Origin of the sequence: Bacillus sp. FSL K6-0138, assembly GCF_037982765.1 — a bacterium.
Taxonomy (GTDB): domain Bacteria; phylum Bacillota; class Bacilli; order Bacillales; family Bacillaceae; genus Bacillus; species Bacillus glycinifermentans.
On the sequence record NZ_CP150286.1, the window covers coordinates 4,140,110 to 4,159,335 of the forward strand.

The 19,226-nt window shown below is 48.3% G+C and carries 20 protein-coding genes and 1 pseudogene; 8 read left to right on the top strand and 13 right to left on the bottom strand.

Annotated elements, in window-relative coordinates:
• Window positions 1-111 precede the first annotated feature (111 nt).
• The 3 genes from MHB78_RS21755 to MHB78_RS21765 are packed head-to-tail and all read left to right on the top strand — an operon-like array spanning window position 112 to window position 1,721.
• Window positions 112-588 carry an Lrp/AsnC family transcriptional regulator gene (locus MHB78_RS21755; protein WP_046130136.1) on the top strand — a complete coding sequence of 159 codons (477 nt, stop codon included), beginning with the start codon at window positions 112-114 and terminating at the stop codon, window positions 586-588.
• 15 nt (window positions 589-603) lie between these two features.
• On the top strand, window positions 604-1,188 hold the full coding sequence (locus tag MHB78_RS21760; RefSeq protein WP_046130137.1) for a chromate transporter: 585 nt from the start codon (window positions 604-606) through the stop codon (window positions 1,186-1,188).
• Window positions 1,185-1,721 carry a chromate transporter gene (locus MHB78_RS21765; protein ID WP_046130138.1) on the top strand — a complete coding sequence of 179 codons (537 nt, stop codon included), beginning with the start codon at window positions 1,185-1,187 and terminating at the stop codon, window positions 1,719-1,721. Before MHB78_RS21760 ends, MHB78_RS21765 begins: the two co-directional genes overlap by 4 nt.
• Here the strand turns inward: MHB78_RS21765 and MHB78_RS21770 are convergent.
• The 4 genes from MHB78_RS21770 to MHB78_RS21785 all read right to left on the bottom strand — a co-directional run bounded on the left by MHB78_RS21770 (window position 1,671) and on the right by MHB78_RS21785 (window position 4,955).
• Window positions 1,671-3,050, bottom strand: a complete 1,380-nt coding sequence (locus tag MHB78_RS21770; protein WP_046130139.1) for a UDP-glucose/GDP-mannose dehydrogenase family protein — start codon at window positions 3,048-3,050, stop codon at window positions 1,671-1,673. The genes MHB78_RS21765 and MHB78_RS21770 overlap by 51 nt on opposite strands.
• Before the next feature lie 44 nt (window positions 3,051-3,094).
• The gene (locus tag MHB78_RS21775) at window positions 3,095-3,847 is read right to left on the bottom strand and encodes a CpsB/CapC family capsule biosynthesis tyrosine phosphatase (protein ID WP_046130140.1); all 753 of its coding nucleotides are present in this window, start codon (window positions 3,845-3,847) and stop codon (window positions 3,095-3,097) included.
• A 22-nt stretch (window positions 3,848-3,869) separates the two neighbouring features.
• Complete coding sequence (locus MHB78_RS21780) at window positions 3,870-4,595, bottom strand: Wzz/FepE/Etk N-terminal domain-containing protein (protein WP_046130141.1); 726 nt, start codon at window positions 4,593-4,595, stop codon at window positions 3,870-3,872.
• Between the two features lie 216 nt (window positions 4,596-4,811).
• Window positions 4,812-4,955: a hypothetical protein gene (locus tag MHB78_RS21785; protein ID WP_096891940.1), complete on the bottom strand. Its 144-nt coding sequence runs from the start codon at window positions 4,953-4,955 to the stop codon at window positions 4,812-4,814.
• Between the two features lie 217 nt (window positions 4,956-5,172).
• Between MHB78_RS21785 and MHB78_RS21790 the strand changes: the two genes are divergently transcribed.
• The 5 genes and pseudogenes from MHB78_RS21790 (at window position 5,173) to ureC (ending at window position 12,330) form a co-directional block, all read left to right on the top strand.
• A complete protein-coding gene (locus MHB78_RS21790) occupies window positions 5,173-6,771 on the top strand; it encodes an SWIM zinc finger family protein (protein ID WP_340033149.1) in 1,599 nt (532 codons plus the stop codon).
• Complete coding sequence (locus MHB78_RS21795) at window positions 6,758-9,523, top strand: DEAD/DEAH box helicase (RefSeq protein WP_046130143.1); 2,766 nt, start codon at window positions 6,758-6,760, stop codon at window positions 9,521-9,523. Before MHB78_RS21790 ends, MHB78_RS21795 begins: the two co-directional genes overlap by 14 nt.
• Window positions 9,524-9,936: 413 nt before the next feature.
• Window positions 9,937-10,254: an urease subunit gamma gene (gene ureA / locus MHB78_RS21800; protein ID WP_046130144.1), complete on the top strand. Its 318-nt coding sequence runs from the start codon at window positions 9,937-9,939 to the stop codon at window positions 10,252-10,254.
• Entirely contained in the window at window positions 10,251-10,625 is a 375-nt protein-coding gene (ureB, locus tag MHB78_RS21805; RefSeq protein WP_046130145.1) for an urease subunit beta, read from the top strand. The genes ureA and ureB overlap by 4 nt, the downstream gene beginning before the upstream one ends.
• A pseudogene (ureC, locus tag MHB78_RS21810) lies at window positions 10,622-12,330 on the top strand (urease subunit alpha). The gene ureB and the pseudogene ureC overlap by 4 nt, the downstream one beginning before the upstream one ends.
• Window positions 12,331-12,529: 199 nt before the next feature.
• Here ureC and MHB78_RS21815 read toward each other — a convergent pair.
• The 9 genes from MHB78_RS21815 to MHB78_RS21855 form a co-directional block, all read right to left on the bottom strand.
• The gene (locus MHB78_RS21815; RefSeq protein WP_046130146.1) at window positions 12,530-13,402 is read right to left on the bottom strand and encodes a Cof-type HAD-IIB family hydrolase; all 873 of its coding nucleotides are present in this window, start codon (window positions 13,400-13,402) and stop codon (window positions 12,530-12,532) included.
• A 27-nt stretch (window positions 13,403-13,429) separates the two neighbouring features.
• The gene (locus tag MHB78_RS21820; protein WP_046130147.1) at window positions 13,430-14,188 is read right to left on the bottom strand and encodes a DeoR/GlpR family DNA-binding transcription regulator; all 759 of its coding nucleotides are present in this window, start codon (window positions 14,186-14,188) and stop codon (window positions 13,430-13,432) included.
• Window positions 14,189-14,267: 79 nt separating this feature from the next.
• Window positions 14,268-14,882 carry a transaldolase family protein gene (locus MHB78_RS21825; RefSeq protein ID WP_231947402.1) on the bottom strand — a complete coding sequence of 205 codons (615 nt, stop codon included), beginning with the start codon at window positions 14,880-14,882 and terminating at the stop codon, window positions 14,268-14,270.
• Between the two features lie 24 nt (window positions 14,883-14,906).
• Entirely contained in the window at window positions 14,907-15,692 is a 786-nt protein-coding gene (gene srlD, locus MHB78_RS21830) for a sorbitol-6-phosphate dehydrogenase (RefSeq protein WP_046130148.1), read from the bottom strand.
• Between the two features lie 17 nt (window positions 15,693-15,709).
• On the bottom strand, window positions 15,710-16,075 hold the full coding sequence (locus MHB78_RS21835) for a PTS glucitol/sorbitol transporter subunit IIA (RefSeq protein ID WP_046130149.1): 366 nt from the start codon (window positions 16,073-16,075) through the stop codon (window positions 15,710-15,712).
• Window positions 16,076-16,090: 15 nt separating this feature from the next.
• Window positions 16,091-17,098 (bottom strand): PTS glucitol/sorbitol transporter subunit IIB, encoded by a 1,008-nt coding sequence (locus MHB78_RS21840; protein WP_046130150.1) that lies wholly within the window; start codon window positions 17,096-17,098, stop codon window positions 16,091-16,093.
• A gap of 16 nt (window positions 17,099-17,114) precedes the next feature.
• A complete protein-coding gene (locus MHB78_RS21845; RefSeq protein ID WP_046130151.1) occupies window positions 17,115-17,663 on the bottom strand; it encodes a PTS glucitol/sorbitol transporter subunit IIC in 549 nt (182 codons plus the stop codon).
• A complete protein-coding gene (locus MHB78_RS21850; protein ID WP_046130152.1) occupies window positions 17,660-18,097 on the bottom strand; it encodes a transcriptional regulator GutM in 438 nt (145 codons plus the stop codon). Before MHB78_RS21850 ends, MHB78_RS21845 begins: the two co-directional genes overlap by 4 nt.
• Window positions 18,094-19,056, bottom strand: coding sequence for a sugar-binding transcriptional regulator (locus MHB78_RS21855; protein ID WP_046130153.1), 963 nt, complete (start codon window positions 19,054-19,056; stop codon window positions 18,094-18,096). The genes MHB78_RS21850 and MHB78_RS21855 overlap by 4 nt, the downstream gene beginning before the upstream one ends.
• Window positions 19,057-19,226: the final 170 nt, after the last annotated feature.

The window sequence follows — 19,226 nt, forward strand, 5'->3', positions numbered from 1 at the left end:
TAAAACCATTCATACCGAAATCCAATATATGATACAATTTACAAAACGTTTTTCAAAAAACAAAAAAAGATTGCGATACGATGAAAGACGATATGAAAGGAAGGTACGTGTATGAGTCTTGATTACCATATGCCAAATTTAGTTCTTGATGAAACAGATAAAAAAATTCTATCGATTCTCCATGAGGAAGGAAGGATTTCTTATACTGATCTGGGGAAGCGTGTAGGTCTGTCGCGGGTTGCCGTTCAAACGAGGATCAACAATTTGATGGAAGAAGGCATCATCGAAAAGTTCACCGCCGTGATCAACCCAGTGAAGGTCGGAATTCCCGTATCGGTCTTTTTTAATGTAGAAGTCGAGCCCAAATATTTAGAGGCCGTTGCCGCTGCGCTCGAAAAGGAACCTGCCGTCACAAGCCTCTATCATATGACCGGGCCGAGCAAGCTCCATATGCACGGAATCTTTGCCAATGATCACGAAATGGAGGAATTCCTGACAAAGCGCCTCTACCCTTTGGAAGGCGTCGTCAGCGTGGACTGCCAGATGCTGATCAAGCGCTATAAGAGCCGCATGGGAATGAAGCTGTAAAAAGGAGGAAGTGACATGAAGCATCCTTACCGCGAACTGATCATCGCGATGATGAGGGCCGGGATATTGGGGTTCGGCGGCGGACCTTCCGTTATTCCGCTGATCCGCCATGAAGCCGTTACAAAATTCAAATGGATCGATGATGATGAATTCGGAGAAATCCTGGCGCTTGCCAATGCGCTGCCAGGGCCGATCGCAACAAAGATGTCGGCGTACTTAGGGTATAAAATAAAAAGTATTCCCGGGGCCGTCGTGGCGACAGCGGCGCACATTTTGCCGACTTGCACAGCGATGGCCATGCTGTTTGCTGCAGTCAACGTGCTCAGCCATTCGAAGGTCGTAAACGGCATGATCGGCGCAGTTACCCCGGTCATCGCCGTGATGCTAGGGCAGATGGCATACGAATTTGGCCAAAAAGCGCTGAAAGGCTTCGGAATCGTCACCGGCGTCCTTTTTTTCATCATTGCATTTTTGGGTCTTCAGGTGTTTTCGATTCATTCGGGCATCGTCGTCACGGTGTTTCTGGCTTACGGCGCTTTCCATTTTAAATTGAAACGAAAGGCCGCAGAGCGAAAGGATAAAGGAGTGTCTGCTTCATGATCGCATTGTACTTGTTTTGGGCGTTTTTTATCGCAAACCTGCTCGGGTACGGCGGCGGTCCCGCTTCGATTCCCCTTAATTTTGAAGAGGTCGTCCGCCATTTTCATTGGCTTTCAAAAGATGAATTTTCCAACATGCTGGCGCTTGCGAACGCTTTGCCCGGCCCGATCGCCACGAAAATTGCCGCATATGTCGGCTACAGCGTATTGGGATGGCCCGGAATAATCGTCGCTCTGATAGCGACCGTGCTGCCTTCAGCAATCGCTCTTATTTTATTGCTTAAACTGATCCGCCGCTTCCGAAAGTCAGATGCGGTAAAAGGAATGACGCTGTCCGTCCAGCCCGTGCTCGCCGTTATGATGCTGTTGTTGACATGGGAAATCGGCGGTGATGCGATTTATTCCATCGGCTTGATCCAAGCGCTTGCAATCGCATTGGTCTCTTTGATCGCCTTGACAAAATTCCGCGTTCATCCGGCGTTCTTAATCGCAGCAGCGTTCGCATACGGCGGGATTGTCATTCCACTGCTGTAAAAGATGCGCCGCCTGCATATGAACGGGGACAACTTGCCGCCTGCCGACGGAATGGTATTCAACACCGGCTTCTATCGCTTCCCGCAATTCGTGGCAGTTTCGCCCGTCAAAAATGATCGGGGCATCCATCAGCTCTCTGTAGGATGCTAAAGGGAATGCTTTTATGTCTTCCCAGTCTGTCAAAATCATCACCGCATCAGAGCGTTTTACCGCTTCTTCAATCGTCTCCGCATATTGAACGCCTTCTGCTAAGACCCGTTTTGCATTTTCAGCCGCAATCGGGTCGAACGCTTTCATCTTCGCTCCCCTTTCGGCAAGCGCTTCGGCAATGACGATTGACGGAGCCTCCCTCATATCGTCAGTATTCGGTTTAAAGGAAAGGCCAAGCAGAGAAATCACTTTGTCTTTCAAGCCTCCGAGCCGCCTTTCCGCTTTCTCGACCAACAGGATCGGCTGCTCATTGTTCACCTTGATCACAGACTTGAGCAGTTCGAAATCGTGCTCCACATGGCCGGCAATTTGGACAAGGGCGTTCGTATCTTTCGGAAAACAAGAGCCGCCGTAGCCGATGCCGGCTTTTAGAAACCGGTGGCCGATTCTTTTGTCCTGTCCCATTCCGTATGCGACAGACTCAATATCTGCGCCGACCTTCTCGCAAATATTCGAAATTTCGTTTATAAAGCTGATTTTCGTGGCAAGAAAGGCGTTTGATGCATATTTAATCATCTCTGCACTTCTGATATCCGTTTTAAAAACAGGAATGCCAAAAGGAGCAAAGACTTGTTCGAGAATAGCGGCCGTTTGTTCATTCTCGACGCCGATCACGATCCGGTCTCCGTGAAACGTATCATAAATCGCTGAGCCCTCCCGCAAAAATTCGGGATTGGATGCAGCCGATATTTGCACACGATTCCTTGCGTAGCGTTTAATGATGTTTGAAATCCATTCGCTCGTGCCCACGGGGACGGTGCTTTTCGTGACCACGAGGCAGTCCCGCTTTACATGGCGGCCGATCATTACAGCCGCACTCTCAATATATCGGAGGTCGGCCTGGCCGTTTTCCTTTTGCGGAGTGCCGACCGCAATAAATATAATATCAGCCCCTGAAATGCCTTTTTTAAAATCCGTTTCAAAGGCGAGTCTGCGGCGGGCGAGGTTCCTCCGGATCAAATCCTGGAGCCCAGGTTCATAAATCGGCGATAACCCTTTTCTCAACAGCCCGACCTTTTGTTCATCGATATCGATACATGTAACATAGTGGCCGATGTCCGACAGGCAGGCGCCTGTCACAAGACCGACATACCCGGTGCCAACGATGGAAATGTTCATGGTGCTCCTCCTCTGTCTGTATATATGCCGGTTGATGCAACGCTTTAGAGCAGACCCAAGAGCTTTTTCTTTTTGACCGGTAGCGGCGTAATCTTATGAATATCACGGTTTTTGATAAGAAGCCCGGCATTTTCTATAAACATACTCAAAAAATCAGGGCCATATTCGTTTTCCAATACGTCAAAAAAGAAGGAGCGAACCTTTACATTATGTGCATCCGATGCGATGAAGTGGACGAGATTGGCTTCGATGAAGCGGCGGGCCAGCTTTTTGACGTTTCTCCCGAAATGCCCGGTCAGACTTGAGCAAGTAATCTGGACGCATGCGCCTGTTTTGACGAGCCGATATAAACGGTCGGGGTTTTCCATTATTTCCATATTCCGCTCAGGGTGGGCGATGACCGGGATGAATCCGTTCAGCAGAAGATCAAACATCAGCTTTTCTGCATAGCGCGGCACATGGTGATAAGGAAGCTCGATCAGCACATATTTTGTTCCGGAGAGACTTAGCAGCCTGCCGCGTTCGAGGTCATCTTTTATTTCGCCGTATAAGCGGATTTCCTGGCCAGGCAGGATGGTCAGCGGAATGCTTTCCTGCCTGAGCCTTGTCTTCAATGCTGTCATGCGGGCGAGGACCGCCTCTTTTGGATTTTCGCATATGCCGATTCTGTGGTGCGGGGTGGCAATGACGGTGTCTATTCCCTGAGAAACGGCTTGTTTCGCCATTTCAAGACTGTCGTCCATACACCCTGCCCCGTCATCAAGGGCCGCAAGAATATGGCAGTGAATATCAATCATAACCAAACCTCCCGTAAAGCGGTCAAAGCGCCTGACCTTTTCCGACCGTACCGTTCATCCGGCTGACGGCCTGTCCTTTTTTCGGCTTCGTGAATAAAATGTTCCCCAATACGGGAAGTTCCAGCCTATTTTCAACGTCACCCTCGTTTTTCACCGTGTTGTTCAAAAGCTCAAGAATAAAGGCGAGCCCGGCTCCAAACAGCAATCCAAACATCGTGAAGACAGCGATATTGAATGTTTTGTTCGGGCTGACAGGCGCAGGTGAACCGTACGGTACGGCTTTTGTGACGATGGTGACCTCGGCTTTATCGTTCATGATGTCTTGAATGTCTCTTTGAAAAACGGAAGCGACTGTATTTGCGATGGCGGCCGCTTTGGAATAATCCTTGTCAGTCGCGGAAATACTGACAATCTGTGATTCGTTTTCGCTGACAACGGTCATTTTATTCTTGAGTTCGTCCGCCGTTTCGCGAAGGCCGAGATCATCTTTCACTTTATTCAAAATGACAGGGCTTTTCATGATGACGTTATACGTATTGATGAGTTCAAGATTGGTCTGAATGTCGGCAAAATTTGAGGTTTGGCGGCCATTGACGAGGATTTGGGCGGTTGCCTGGTAGATCGGTGTGAGCAGAAAATAATTGACTGCGGCGCTCGATGCAGCCGCCGCCATCGTGATCAGAATGATGATCGCGCACCTTTTTTTCAAAACGAAGAACACGTCTTTAAAGCCGAGCTTGTCCCGCATAAGAGCCCCCCTTAGCTTCTTTTATTTAAATTTTCAGAAAATTTCACCTTTACCTTGATTATACATATTTATCGCGGTTCTGAAAGAAATGAATCCTGACAAATAGCGGGAGATTCCGGGGATGCAGGGTCTTTATATGATGTAACATAGCAGTTTTTGCAGGAATGGGGCTGTTTTTGCTGAACGAAAAAGCCGCCAAACAGAGTTTGCGGCTTTTTACGTTGTATAACCATTTTTGATATGAACAATCAGATCCTCAAGCAATTCTTTTGTCGTAATGTCATGCGACTTTTCGCCAACGTCATAAGCGTGCATGAGAATTTTCAAAAACTCTTCCTGATTCAATTCCTTATCATCCATACCTTTTTCCTTTCAGCTTCCATGAAATCATACTCATTTTTGCGTTATATTCAGATTATATGCTGTTAAGTATCGATTTGCCATAGTCTATTACATTATTCGACAGCTGTCCGTTTTTATGTCCTTTTCCAGAGAAAATCTTTTTTGCATCAGCGGATTAAGCTATAATAGAGAGATTGGAAACTTTTTAAAAGTCATTCGGTTAGGAGCGATAGACATGCTTCAGGAAATGATCTCAAAAACAGTTGTAATGGAAGCGGCTGAACAGTTTAAGCATGTGCTTCCGCACGATGAAGATAACATTCAGCTTCTGAAAAAAGCCCTTATTTTATACAGGCAAGATTCGGTCTATCGGGTCAAACCGCTCAGCGGGCATACGGCGGCAGCCTACGTACAGGACGTCGTGCCGGTGAAAGTGACAATCGATCTGTCCGACGTCAAAAAGAGCAGCTGTTCATGCCCGGCAAAAAAAATCTGCCGCCACATCCTTGCCGTTTACTTATATTTATATGCACAATATGAACGATTGGGAACTTTCACGGAATATTGGAAAGAACAGCGCCAATCCTTTGATCAGCAGCTTTTGTTAAACCAGCTTCGGCTCAGCCCTGAAAACGTGCGGCCAACGTTTGAAAACTGGAAACGTTTTTTCGAATCGGAATTCAGGCTTTGGGAACAGCGGACGCCTAAAGGCCAGCAAACGATGCAATACCTTTACTACGGCTATTTTTCAGCACTAAAAAAGCGGACGCCGTCTGAACCGGAGCTGAAAAAAATATACCAGATCCATGCCGCTCTTGCGACATGGCTTGCGATGCATACGCTGATCGAAAACATGCGCATCGATCCGGAAAAAGATTTTTATTCGCTCAACCCTTATATCGAACAGCTGATGGACACGATTTACAGCTCGATTGATGAGCTGAAAACGTATGCGCTCTCTTTTTCGCTCGATCCGTTTTTAGATAAAACGCCAGGCGTCGTTCGCGAGCTCCTGCTCAAGAAAGACATTTTTCAATATGAAAGACTTCGGATATTCGGGGAGATTTGGAGCGCCCTTCTGTCCCGGCCGAAATGGCTGAAGCGGGAACTTGACGTTTTGCACGGACTGCCCGACACTCCCGAAATTCAGTTTGCCCGGCTTCACCTTGAATTTCTGTTGAAAAACGACGAGGCAATCTTTGAAAAAGCCGGAACTTTTTCTCCTGACATTCTGCCTTATACGTTTCAGTGGCTCAGCGTCATGACAGCCAAAAAGGATTGGAAGCGCCTGAAAAAATGGTATGAACGGCTGGAAGGGCTTGTCGAAGGCTTCTCAAAGCTTGATAGACCTTATCGGGAAATCCGCGACGCCTTAAGCGAATTCTTCCTTTTTCTCGACGACTACAGCAAAAACGCGAACCATGAGCAATTATATGAAAGGTACTGCAAAAAGTGCCTGCCGTACACATTTACAGAATACAGCCAATTTCTATACAGCAGGAAGCGGTTTATCGAGTGGATGGAAATTCACAGCCTCGTCGGCTTTTCAATCGAGGAAATCGGCCAGAATGCCTTGAAGGACATCGCAGCGGAGGTTCCCGAGGCGCTCGTTCCTTCCTACCACAGGGAGATTTCCGGCTTGATTGAACAGCGGAACCGCAGCGCATATAAAGAAGCCGCCCGCTGCTTGAAAAAGCTGCGCACTCTCTATAATAAAATGAAAAAACAAGATGTCTGGAAGCGCTACATGGAACAGCTGACAGCCCGCCACAAAAGGCTGCGGGCATTCCAGGAGGAGCTAAAGAAAGGAAAGTTGATCGATGGCGAGTCTTAAAGAAATCGTGATACATGTCGAACAGTCCGAAGACTATACATTCGTTTTATTCTGCTGTGACAAGGACCATCAGCAGCTCACGCGCAGCCAGATGGAAAGGCATTTATTTCAATGGCACGAATCGTCCTTTTACGGCACTTTTCTTGAAGATGCAGGTCTGGAAAAACCGGCCGTGCTTCTATCTCCCTGGATGGCTGCCGAATTTCTCGGCAAAAACTCGTTTAATTCCTTTAGTGATATTTTGCTGACTGAGGAAACAGAGCCTTTGATGAAAACAGCTTCAACGATTTACGAGTTTATCCTGGATCAGGATTTTGTCCCCGACTATGAAGCGTGGAAAAAGGGAATGCTGCGCTGGAAAGACAAAGAAGGCTTTTTGGAAGGTTATACGGCGGAATGGTTTTCCCGGGCCGTCGACGACTACATCGATTATAACGGAGAACTGAAGGCAAAGTGGGAGAGGATCGTTGAACACTCCCCCGCCGTCACCTCATTTAAGGGACATTTTCTCGATGAAGAGGATTTTCTTGAAACGATCGGCTGGATTGAAAATCCCGTCCCGTTCACCGTCGGACTCAGATTAAACGAGCCCGATTTTGACGGTGATGATTGGAAAATCGAATTGTTTTTACGCGATAAAAAAAGCGGGGACATCCAGTTTTTCGACGGCTTGAAAGGGCTGAAAAAATCGTGGCGCGCATATGCCGATCGAATCGCCCGCGAACAGGACCGTTTCCGCCAAACCGTCCCATGGCTTTCGATCGACTCAGGCACAACGCTGCTTTCTGAAGAAGAAGCATGGATCTTCTTGTCGGAAGCGAGCGAAACACTCGTCAGCATGGGGATCGAAATCCTGCTGCCGTCCTGGTGGCAGATCGTCAAAGACAGCAATATGCTTTTGAAAGCGAAAGTTTCATCAGCCCCGAGGGGCGAATCTTTCGTCGGGATAAACGCTCTCATGGACTTTAACTGGCGGTTTGCGACAAACGGTATTGAGCTTTCGGAAGAGGAGTTTAACCAGCTTGTCGCGAATAAAAGGCGGCTCGTCAACATCCGCGGCCAATGGATCAAAATCGATCCGAACTTTATCAAACAAATGAAAAAGCTGATGGAACGCGCCGAAACCGAAGGACTTCACATGTCAGACATTCTTGCCCGCGAGCTGACGGACCGCGGCTCGGAACAGAAAGAAGACGACCTGTTTGATACGTCCGCTTTCAGCGAAGTGCAGTTTGAATTATCCTACCAGCTGAAAAACATGATCAGGAAGCTGAACAATCGTGATGAGCTCCCTTCATACCCCGTCAGCAAACATTTTAAAGGCACGCTCAGAGCGTATCAGAAAGACGGGCTGAACTGGCTGCTTTTCCTTCGCAAATGCGGCTTCGGCGCCTGCCTGGCAGACGATATGGGGCTCGGGAAAACGATTCAGATGATCGCGTACTTTTCTTATTTAAAAGAAAAAGGGCAAAAAACGCCGTCGCTGATCATCGCGCCGACTTCGGTGCTCGGGAACTGGCAGCGCGAGCTTCAGTCCTTTGCCCCCGAGTTATCGGCAGCGCTCCATTACGGACCAAAGCGCCCGAGGGGAGAAGCTTTTCAGGAGCGCTACAAAGACACCGATATCGTGCTGACGTCATACGGCCTCGCCCAATCCGATTTTGACGATCTCAGAGGCGTGACGTGGAACTGTATTTGCCTTGATGAAGCGCAAAATATTAAAAACGCGCATACGAAGCAATCACGCTCGATCAGAAAACTGAAAGGGATTCACCATATCGCGCTAAGCGGGACTCCGATGGAAAACCGCCTGACAGAGCTGTGGTCGATTTATGACTTTATGAACAAAGGCTTCCTCGGAAGCCTCGGAAGCTTTCATAAGCGCTTCGTCCTGCCGATCGAAAAAGACCGCGATGAAAAGCGGATTGAACAGCTTCAACAGCTCATTAAGCCGTTTTTATTAAGACGGACAAAGCAGGATCAGGAAGTCGCCCTCAACCTTCCCGATAAACAGGAGGAAAAGGAATTCGTTCCGCTTTCTGCAGAGCAGGCTTCCCTTTACGAGCAGCTTGTAAAAGACACGTTTGAGCACATGTCGACTCTCGCCGGAATGCAGCGGAAAGCGCTGATCCTCAGCATGCTCGGCAAATTAAAACAAATTTGCGACCATCCGGCCCTCTATCTAAAAGAAATGGAAACGGAACTCCTAGACGGCAGATCAGCCAAGCTGGAAAAACTGCTCGAGCTGACGAAAACGATCCGCGACCGGGATGAAAGCTGCCTGATTTTCACCCAGTATATCGGAATGGGCGAGATGATGAAGCGGCTGCTCGAAACGTCATTCGGCGAACCGGTCAAGTTTTTAAACGGAAGCTTATCAAAGCTTGAACGCGACAAGATGGTCGAGCAATTTCAAAATAAGGAATTCCCTTTTCTGATCTTGTCCTTGAAGGCGGGAGGAACAGGCCTGAATCTCACCGCAGCCAATCATGTCATCCATTATGACAGATGGTGGAATCCGGCCGTTGAAAACCAGGCGACAGACCGTGCATACCGGATCGGCCAAAAACGATTTGTGCATGTCCATAAGCTCATAACAACCGGAACGATCGAAGAAAAAATCGACCGCATGCTCGAATCAAAGCAATCGCTGAACGACCAGATCATTCAAAGCGAAAACTGGATTACCGAGCTTTCCGAAGAAGAACTCGAAGAACTGTTTACATTAAGCGCATCCGCAATGTCGGGGTGACTCCAAAAACAGCCGCCTAAGAGGGCGGCTGTTTTTTATTTTCAAAAGACTGGCAACTTCCCGCCCTACGGCGACAAAATCGCTGTCGGTAACCCGATGCCGGGTATCGCTGCTTTTGTCTGAAAAGGAACGAAACGCCGATACATCACACAGTGTTACCCCGGCACAGTAACGTTACTGTTGAAGCAGTGTAGTTCCTCCCTAAGTTTTGAAATTTGTCACAAACTATTAACTGAATTTTAGAAATATTCTTTAAAAAATATTTCCGTTAATTATATAATAATTACATGAACTTGTTAATTTATGACATGAACATTTATATGTTTACATATTTTTGATCTTTAAAGGGGGTGGTACCGGGAGATCCTGTCCATTTCTTTTTGATTTCAATTTGCACAAAAGGAGGAGAAAGGATGAAACTAACACCGGTCGAACAAGAAAAGCTGCTTATTTTTGCTGCCGGGGAGCTTGCAAAACAAAGAAAGAAACGGGGCGTGCTCCTGAATTATCCGGAAGCTGTAGCCATTTTGACCTGCTTTATAATGGAAGGTGCGCGCGAAGGGAAAAGCGTAGCCGAACTGATGGAAGCGGGCCGGCACGTCCTTGCGGCTGACGACCTGATGGAAGGCGTTCCCGAAATGCTTGAAAGCATTCAAGTCGAAGCGACATTTCCTGACGGCGTTAAGCTTGTCACGGTTCATCAGCCGATTTCTCAGGGGGTGAACCAATGAAGCCGGGAGCAATCCAAGTTGCGGATGGCATGATTTCGATTAACGAAGGGCGGGCAACTAAAGAGATTACCGTGAAAAATACAGGGACGCGCTCGATTCAAGTCGGATCGCATTTTCATTTTGCGGAAGCCAACCGCGCGTTGGCGTTTGACAGAGCAGCGGCTTTAGGGATGCGGCTTGATATTCCGTCAGGCACCTCTATCCGGTTTGAACCCGGGGAAGAAAAAACCGTTTCACTGGTTGAGCTGGGAGGCCGCAGGACAGTCCGCGGATTAAACGGCATGACAGAGACATTGCTTGATGAAAGAGGCAAAGAAAAAGCATTGAATCAGCTTAAGGAAGCCGGCTGGATAGAGGGGATTAAGCGGTGAAAATCACGAGAAAACGATACGCTGAGCTGTTCGGACCGACGACAGGCGATAAAATCAGGCTCGGGGATACCGATCTTTGGATCGAAGTCGAAAGAGATTTCACTGTTTACGGGGAAGAAATGATTTTTGGCGGAGGAAAAACGATTCGCGACGGTATGGGACAAAATGGCCGAATCACCGCAAAAGACGGCGCGCTTGATCTTGTGATCACAAACGTTGTCGTGCTTGATTATTCGGGAATCGTGAAAGCCGATGTCGGCATCAAAGACGGCCGAATCGCAGGAATCGGAAAAAGCGGAAATCCGGACATCATGGATCAAGTAGATCCGCATATGATCATAGGAGCCGGAACAGAAGTCATCTCCGGTGAAGGAAAAATTTTGACAGCCGGCGGAGTCGACACCCACGTCCATTTCATTTGTCCTCAGCAATGGAAGTCGCGCTGTCGTCGGGAGTGACGACGCTAATCGGCGGCGGGACAGGCCCTGCAACAGGCAGCAAAGCAACGACTTGTACTTCGGGAGTCTGGTATATGCAGAGAATGCTGGAAGCCGCCGAAGAGTTCCCGGTTAATGTCGGTTTTACGGCGAAAGGCAATGCTTCGGACAAAGCGCCGCTGATCGAGCAGGTGGAAGCGGGCGCGATCGGGCTCAAGCTTCACGAAGACTGGGGTACGACGCCGAGAGCGATTCAAACGTGTATGGATGTTGCGGAAGAAGCGGACATTCAAGTGGCGATTCATACGGACACGATTAATGAAGCGGGATTTCTCGAAAACACGCTTGAAGCGATAGGCGACCGTGTCATTCATACTTATCATATTGAAGGCGCCGGCGGAGGACATGCCCCTGATATTATGAAACTCGCCTCTTATGCAAATATCCTGCCGTCTTCTACGACTCCGACGATTCCGTATACCGTCAATACAATGGATGAACATTTGGATATGATGATGGTTTGCCACCACCTCGATGCCAAGGTCCCCGAAGACGTCGCATTCAGCCATTCGAGAATCAGAGCGGCTACGATAGCGGCAGAGGACATTCTGCATGACATCGGCGCCATCAGCATGACATCCTCCGACTCGCAGGCGATGGGCCGAATCGGAGAAGTCATCATTCGTACATGGCAGACGGCAGACAAAATGAAAAAGCAGCGCGGCGCTTTAACTGGGGTAAACGGAAATGATAATGTGCGCGCAAAACGCTATATCGCAAAATACACCGTCAACCCAGCCATTACTCATGGGATCAGCCATGAAGTCGGTTCAATCGAGAAAGGCAAATTGGCCGACCTCGTCTTATGGGATCCGATGTTTTTCGGCGTAAAACCGGAGCTCGTTTTAAAAGGCGGAATGATTGCACGGGCGCAAATGGGCGATCCGAACGCCTCCATCCCGACTCCCGAACCCGTTCTAATGCGTCAGATGTATGCTTCGTACGGCAAAGCGAACCGCTCCACATCCATTACATTCATGTCTCAGGCTGCCATTGACTGCGGAGTGCATAAAGCATTGGGGCTTGAGAAAATGATCTCCCCGGCCCGCGGCATTCGACAGCTCAGCAAAATGGACATGAAATGGAACAGCGCGCTGCCGAAAATCGAAATCGATCCGGCGACATATCAGGTGTACGCGGACGGGAAAGAATTGTCCTGCCAGCCGGTCAGCCGCGTGCCGCTCGGCCAAAAATACTTTCTTTTTTAAATGAACGCTAAAAAAGATGAACGCGCGGAAGGTGTTCATCTTTTTTCGTGCTTTTGAAACAAATAAAGGCTGCCGGTATAGCCGGCAGCCTGCGGATTAAACATTCAATCCGCTTGTTAATCGCAGCCCTTATCGTTACGCTGCCGGGTGTGCGCCGGCATCACGCCGATATGAAAAGGGTGTGCGAGTTAACACATTTTTAAACCTTTTTTTGATCAATAAAATGCCGCAGAATATGGGCAACGCCGTTTTCATCATTTGCAGGCGCCACCTCATCAGCCATCTCCTTAATATCCTCGCGGGCATTGCCCATTGCGAAGCTTTTTCCCACGATTTTCAGCATGGAATAATCGTTCTGGCTGTCACCGGCGGCAGCGGTTTCCGAAAGCGGAATACCGAGATTTTGCGACAGTTTTTCTAAAGCAAGCCCCTTCGAAGCGTCAATATGCTCAAGCTCAAAGTTGTGTTCGGCTGAGGTGACAAGCGTTAGGCCTTTTTCCTTTTCAAAGCGTTTCCAGCCCTTTTGAAGCTTTTCTTTATGAAAAGAAAAAGCTAATATGTTGTATACGTTTATATCTTCATCCGCTTCAAACAGCTCGCGGTAAGAGCGGATATACGCATACCCGTTTTGGCTGAGCTGTTGGCTGGCGGCGAGCTCAAGCTTTGACAGGTCGGCAGCCGGATTGGCACTTCTCAGGCGGTCCAGTTCGATATCAAGGAGCTCTCTCCCGTTTTGCGGGGTAAAGATCGCGTCATCGCTGAACACCTCATAATAGTAATTCTCTTCTTCAAGCCACCGAAGAATACCTTTCGCTTTTTCCCGATCGATCGAAACGGAGTGGTACAGGCGTCCCTCCGGATCGTGAATCACCGCTCCGTTGGCGCTGATAATCCACGTTTTGATACCGGTGGACCGAAAAATCTCCCGAACGTCAAATGAGGCTCTCCCTGTGGCAATCACTACTTCAATTCCGTTTGCCTGTGCTTCCTTTATCGCATCTATACTTGCTTTTGTGACCTTGCTTTCACTGTTTAACAGCGTCCCGTCCAAATCCAGGGCAATCATTCTCATCAGCTGTATTCCCCCTTAAGTCCCTTCTTATTCTGCCAAAAGCAGTTCTACTCCGTGTTGATCGAGCAGCCTTTGGAATTCCTTATCCGGCAGCCGGTCTGTTATCAGAAGATCAATGTCGCTCAATTCAGCATACTGAAAAAAGTCCGTCCTTCCGATTTTGGAGTGATCCGCAAGCGCGATAACCTGTTCCGCCTGGGATATGATTTTCCGTTTGACCATTCCATCCTCTTCATGGGCAATCGAAAGCCCGTGTTCAGAAACCCCCACAACTCCGATTAATGCTTTATCAACATGATAGCTGGACAGCTTTTCGATCACCGAAGCGCCGTATAAAAAACGGTGCTCTTTTTGCAGCTTTCCGCCGAGCAGATGAATGTCAACTCCCTTTCGTGATGAAAGCACCTCCGCCTGGTTTATCGAGTTGGTAATGATCGTGCAGTTCAGATCCGGCAGGTGCTCGGCGCACGCCTGAACTGTTGTGGAAGCGTCAAAAATCACGCGGTCGCCTTCCCTGATTAACGAAGCAGCCGCCTTTCCGATCATGTTCTTTTCTTCAGACACGATATTCAGTCTTCCTGAATAATCTTTAATCTCATCATGGTTCGTCGGCAAAATGGCGCCTCCCCTTGTCCGGATGATCACGCCCCGCTCCTTCAGCTTGACAAGATCACGCCTGGCGGTGTCTCTTGATACATGGAGCAAAGAACAAATCTGGTCGACTGAAATCCGTTTATGCTCCTTCAAATAGTCGATGATGGAAATTAACCTTTCCTCCTGGTACACGTCATCATTCCTTTTTTTAAGTAAAATTCCTTTATATTAAGTAATTATAAGCTAATAAACGTTAATAAATCAATAATAATTAAGCGAAGTTAAGTAAAAAAAGAGCCTGTATGCCATCGGCACGCAGGCTCTTTCGGTTAAAGAGAAAATGTTCCGTATTGAGATTGCCATGTTTCGCGAAACGCCTCAATATCCCGGCCGCAAGCACCTTGCAGCCGAAACTGTAAGCACTGAACAAATCAACAATCGTTTTGACTGTTCCTGGTCCATCGCCGAACTCGTTGTCGATGCGGCTCACATATGGCGCAACATAATCCGCTCCCGCCTTAGCTGCAAGCACGGCTTGGAGAGCCGTATAAACCGCTGTTCCGGTGACGCGGATATTTTCTCTCGATAGCTGTTCAATCGCCTTTAATCCTTCCTTTGTGACCGGAATCTTGATCCATGCGTTTCCGTCCAGCCAATGGTACAAATCCCTTGCCTGGCTCACCATGCCCGAGCTGTCTTTGGCAATTATTTGGGCATGAAGCGGCAATTGATCGGGAAGAAGGCGACGTATTTCCTGGATCTGCTGTTTAAAAGGACGCTTTTCCCCGGCAATGAGCGCGGGATTAGTAGTAACGCCGTCAACGGGAAACGAGTCTAACAATCTTTCTATCTCGGATAAATTTGCAGAATCGACGAGCATTTTCATTTCGTTTTAGAATCCCCTCCGTTTTTAATGCATGACTTGTCCTCCGGTCACATTGATCGATTGGCCCGTCATATAGGACGCCTGATCAGATGCGTAAAATAAAACCGCGTTGGCGATATCGTCGTACGTACAGCCGCGCTTCAGCGGAACCTTCTCAGTATAGACGCGCTCCACTTCATTTTCGGGAATGCCGAGCTTTTTCGCGTACTGCGGAATTAAGCTTTGAAACATCGGCGATTTCAATAGGTTCCCCGGCATAATGCTATTCACGCGTATATTGTGCTCGGCAAGATCGAGCGCAAGGCTTTGGGTTAAGCCGACGCCGCCGAACTTTGAGGCTGAATATGCCGTGTTATGCTTGCTGCCGACTTTACCGGATTTCGAATTGATTTGGATAATGGATCCTTTGCCCTGCCCGATCATAACTTTTGCCGTTTCCTTTGCGCACAGAAAGTATCCGGTCAGGTTGACATCGATGGTCTTCTCCCAATCTTCCAATTGAAAGTCCGTAATTTTATTGCTTTTGGCGATACCTGCGCTGTATACCATCACATCGATTTTGCCAAATTGTGCACAGACGTTTTCAATCATTCGTTTGACATCGTCTTCCTTCGTAAAATCGGCTTGAATCGCCAACGACTGTTTACCGTACTTTTCAGCGGCCTGATCAGCGGTTTTTTTAGCCTTTTCACCGTTGATATCTGCAACTGCAACCGTATATCCAGCTTCGGCCATGCGGTGGGACAGCGCTTCCCCAAGGCTTTGTCCTCCGCCGCAAATCAACGCCGTTTTCCCTTCATTTATGTTCATATCGTACTCGCTCCTTATCAAGATCTCTTAATTTGAATCCGGTCTCCGGCCAAAACTTCGGGCAGTTCTTTCTGTTCAAGATACAGCGTTCCAGGCAGCTCGGCGGAACGCGATCCGTCAAATTTGAGCGTAATATGTCCCAGATTGGCCAGATTCTGCACCACGGCTTCCCCGACTGCGGTGACTTTGTAAGACTCGCCGCCAAGCAGAAGCTGATCGCCTTCCCTGAATTCGCCTTCAACAGGCTGTATATCAATCGACAAACAATAGTCTCTTAATTCGTCAGGCGCACCGTCGCCGAATAAAATCAGCATGCTTTCATCTTGGAAAGCGGATGCAAGCGCTCCTTTTTTTGTGATTTTCGTTTCATAAAGCATGGACATGCTTTTTCCCCCTCCTTAGCTGTCGTACAGTCCAAAGCTTGCCAGCCAGGCAATGAAAACAGTCGGCGCTCCCGTTAAAAACCGGGAATACAGTACCGACGGCACACCGACTTCGACGGTTTCGACCTCTGCTTCAGCAAGGCCTAGACCGACGGGAACAAAGTCGGCGGCCGCCTGCGAATTGATGGCGAACAACGCCGGCAGGGCCAAATTCGGCGGAATGTTTCCTTTTCCGATCTCAACGCCGATCAGCGACCCGACAACCTGGGCGATCACGGCGCCCGGTCCGAGAAACGGGGACAGGAGCGGAAAAGAACAAACAAGCGAGATTAATAGCAGTCCGGGCAGAGAGCCTGCAAAAGGAGACAAAAATTTGGCGAAAAGATCTCCGATTCCCGACTCTTTAATGATGCCGATTAACAATGCGACAAATGCCATGAACGGAAGAATCGTTTTGATAACGGTTTCAACCGCTTCCCGGCCGGCCTGATAAAACACGCTGACCACCGATCCCATCGCCATGCCGATTTTCGCCATGACGCCTTTTGGCGCCTGCTGTTCACTAATTTTTTTCTCTGTGCTATAATGGTTTTGTTTATCATTAATCTGATGATCTGTTAGAATATTGGACTGTTCAGGCTCCTCTTCAGCCTCGTACAGTTTGATATTCTCTTTTTTTACGCCTGAAACATAAATATCTTCCGTGATATGGGCAGCGAGCGGTCCGCTTTTTCCGGTGGCCATCACATTGATGGTCGGAATCCGTTTTTGCGGGTATAGTCCGCATCTCAGCGTCCCGCCGCAATCGATGATCACGGCCGCCATTTCCTTTTCCGGCACCGTCGTTTTAAAACCGTCGACAAGCGTACATCCGGTCAGCTCTGCCAAGTCATCGGCAAACTCCGGCTTGTTTCCCCCCGTTACATAAACGATTTTATTTTTCTGTTCATCTGGGGTGATCAAAAGCGGCCCGCCAAATCCTCCCGGCCCTTTTGAAACTACTACCGAACGATAGGAACTCATCTGTAAACCGCCTTTCTTATTTAAGGTCAACCGCATCCTTCAATTTAACGCCCTGCTGTTTCGCCACATAAGCCGTCGTGAAATCCGTCACCCAGCCCCTGAGAAAATTCGTCAAAATACCGACTAAAAAGTAGCGGAGGGCCAGCTCTGTCGTTTCATACCCCAATGTCGTGATGCCTGCGGCGATCCCAAGAAAAACAAACAGCTCTCCGGGATTCACATGGGGGAACAGCCCGTTATGGGTGTGGCAGGAATAAGAAGCTGCGGCATAATAGCTCGGTTTATACTTTTCGGGAAGAAACTTTCCGAGTGACAGCGTCATCGGGTTAGCCAGCATAAACGTTCCGATGACAGGCAAAACAACATATCGCGTCAGCGGGTTTTTTCCCGATTTTTTCGCAAGCGCTTCCACTCTTTTTTCACCGATCAGGCGGATCATTGCATTCATGGCGACAAGCAGCATGATCAATAAAGGGACAATGTCTGTAAGCATGCCGACAAATACTTCTCCGCCATGTCTGAACAAATCCATAAATTTTTCTGCAAGCCATGTTACACTTTTCATATTTCACCTCTTCTTTTCGTAGTCAAAAGCCTTTGAAGCAGCGATTTCTTCGGCGGAACATCACCTCCTTTAGTGACGATGCTGAACGTTTTTAACGCGTCTTGGATCGCCAGCCTGGTCAGACGGTCATGCGGGGCAAGGTCAGCCTGACCGATTTTAGGCAGAAATTTTCCTTCAAAGCCTTTTAAAGGCCTGATTCTTGAAAAAACTGTCACCCCTTGCATTTTGGATGCCTGAATGATTTTGTTTCGTTTATCAATGACAAATAAAACGACCGTTCCGGCTCTGAACAGCCCGGTCCGTCTCCCGACAGCCACCCGTCCGAGCCGCCTGTATTCCGCGAACTTTTGATTGAAGTGCCTGATTTGCCAAAAGCCCAATACGCTTTGTAGAAGCCAGGCTATCCCGAGTGCGATGATAAAATAAATGATCATATTTCCTTTTTCACCTCCGCGGCAATTTCGCTGGCTGTTTCGGCAGTCGTCACTAAAATATTTATGTATTGCCCTTTGGCGGCTGCGATAATCGACGGGACCTTTTCCCGCGATTCGGCAAGGCCGATGGAATATTTAAGATCCTTCAGGCGGTTGATGTCAATCGCGATCGTTCTGTCATTAATCTCTGTATCTACTAATGTTCCGGAACGGTCAAAAAATCGGGAACAGATATCTCCGACGGCATGTTTTTCTTTCAACCGCTCCATATCGCGGTCACCGTAAAAGCCGGTCCAGATCATGTTCGACGAACTAAACGGCGCTCCGATTCCGACGGCTGCCACCGTCAATTTTTTCCAGAGACGTTCGATTTTTTGAAAGTAGTGGGACTTTACGATCTCGTCCTTTGTTTCTTTTTTCTCAACAACCGCTGCCGCATCGATAAAATGGGGGGTTCCGCCAAAATCGCTGGCAATGCTGTATACGATGCTGTTGACGTGATATTTTGTATCCATCGTTCCGGGACCGCCGACAAGCGGTACGAAAGAAGCGCTGCGCTGTCTGACGCCGTGAAACTCTCCGATCATGCCCGCCATCGTCGTGCCCCAGGCAAAACCGACCGTATCCCCGTCTTTAATGACGCGTTTTAAAATATCGGCACCCGCTCTCCCGACGCTTTTCTTCTTCTCCTCCGCCGTCTGCTGCGGTTTTGTCTCGCATATATACACCTCTTTAAGCCCGAGAAGCTGTTCAAGCTCTCGTTCCAAATCGTAGTAGACCCCGACATGATCATCGATCGTAATTTTCACGATGCCTTCTTCCCGCGCCTTCTTCAGCATCCGTCCGACGGTTGTTCTGTATATTCCCGTTGCCTTTGCAATCTGGCTTTGTGTCAAATCCTCTTCATAGTACATTTTGCAAATTTTGACTAAGAGGCGATTATCATCTCTTATTTCCATATGATCACCCTTTACACTTTGCACATTTGTGCAAATACTGGTCATTTGTTGTGTATTCGCTTACATTATACATACGGCAAATTCCCGAGTCAATTTAAATTTGTCTTTTTTTTGACGGCGTAAAAAAACCGGTCTCAAAGACCGGCTATTTGAGGAGAAAATGGGGAATT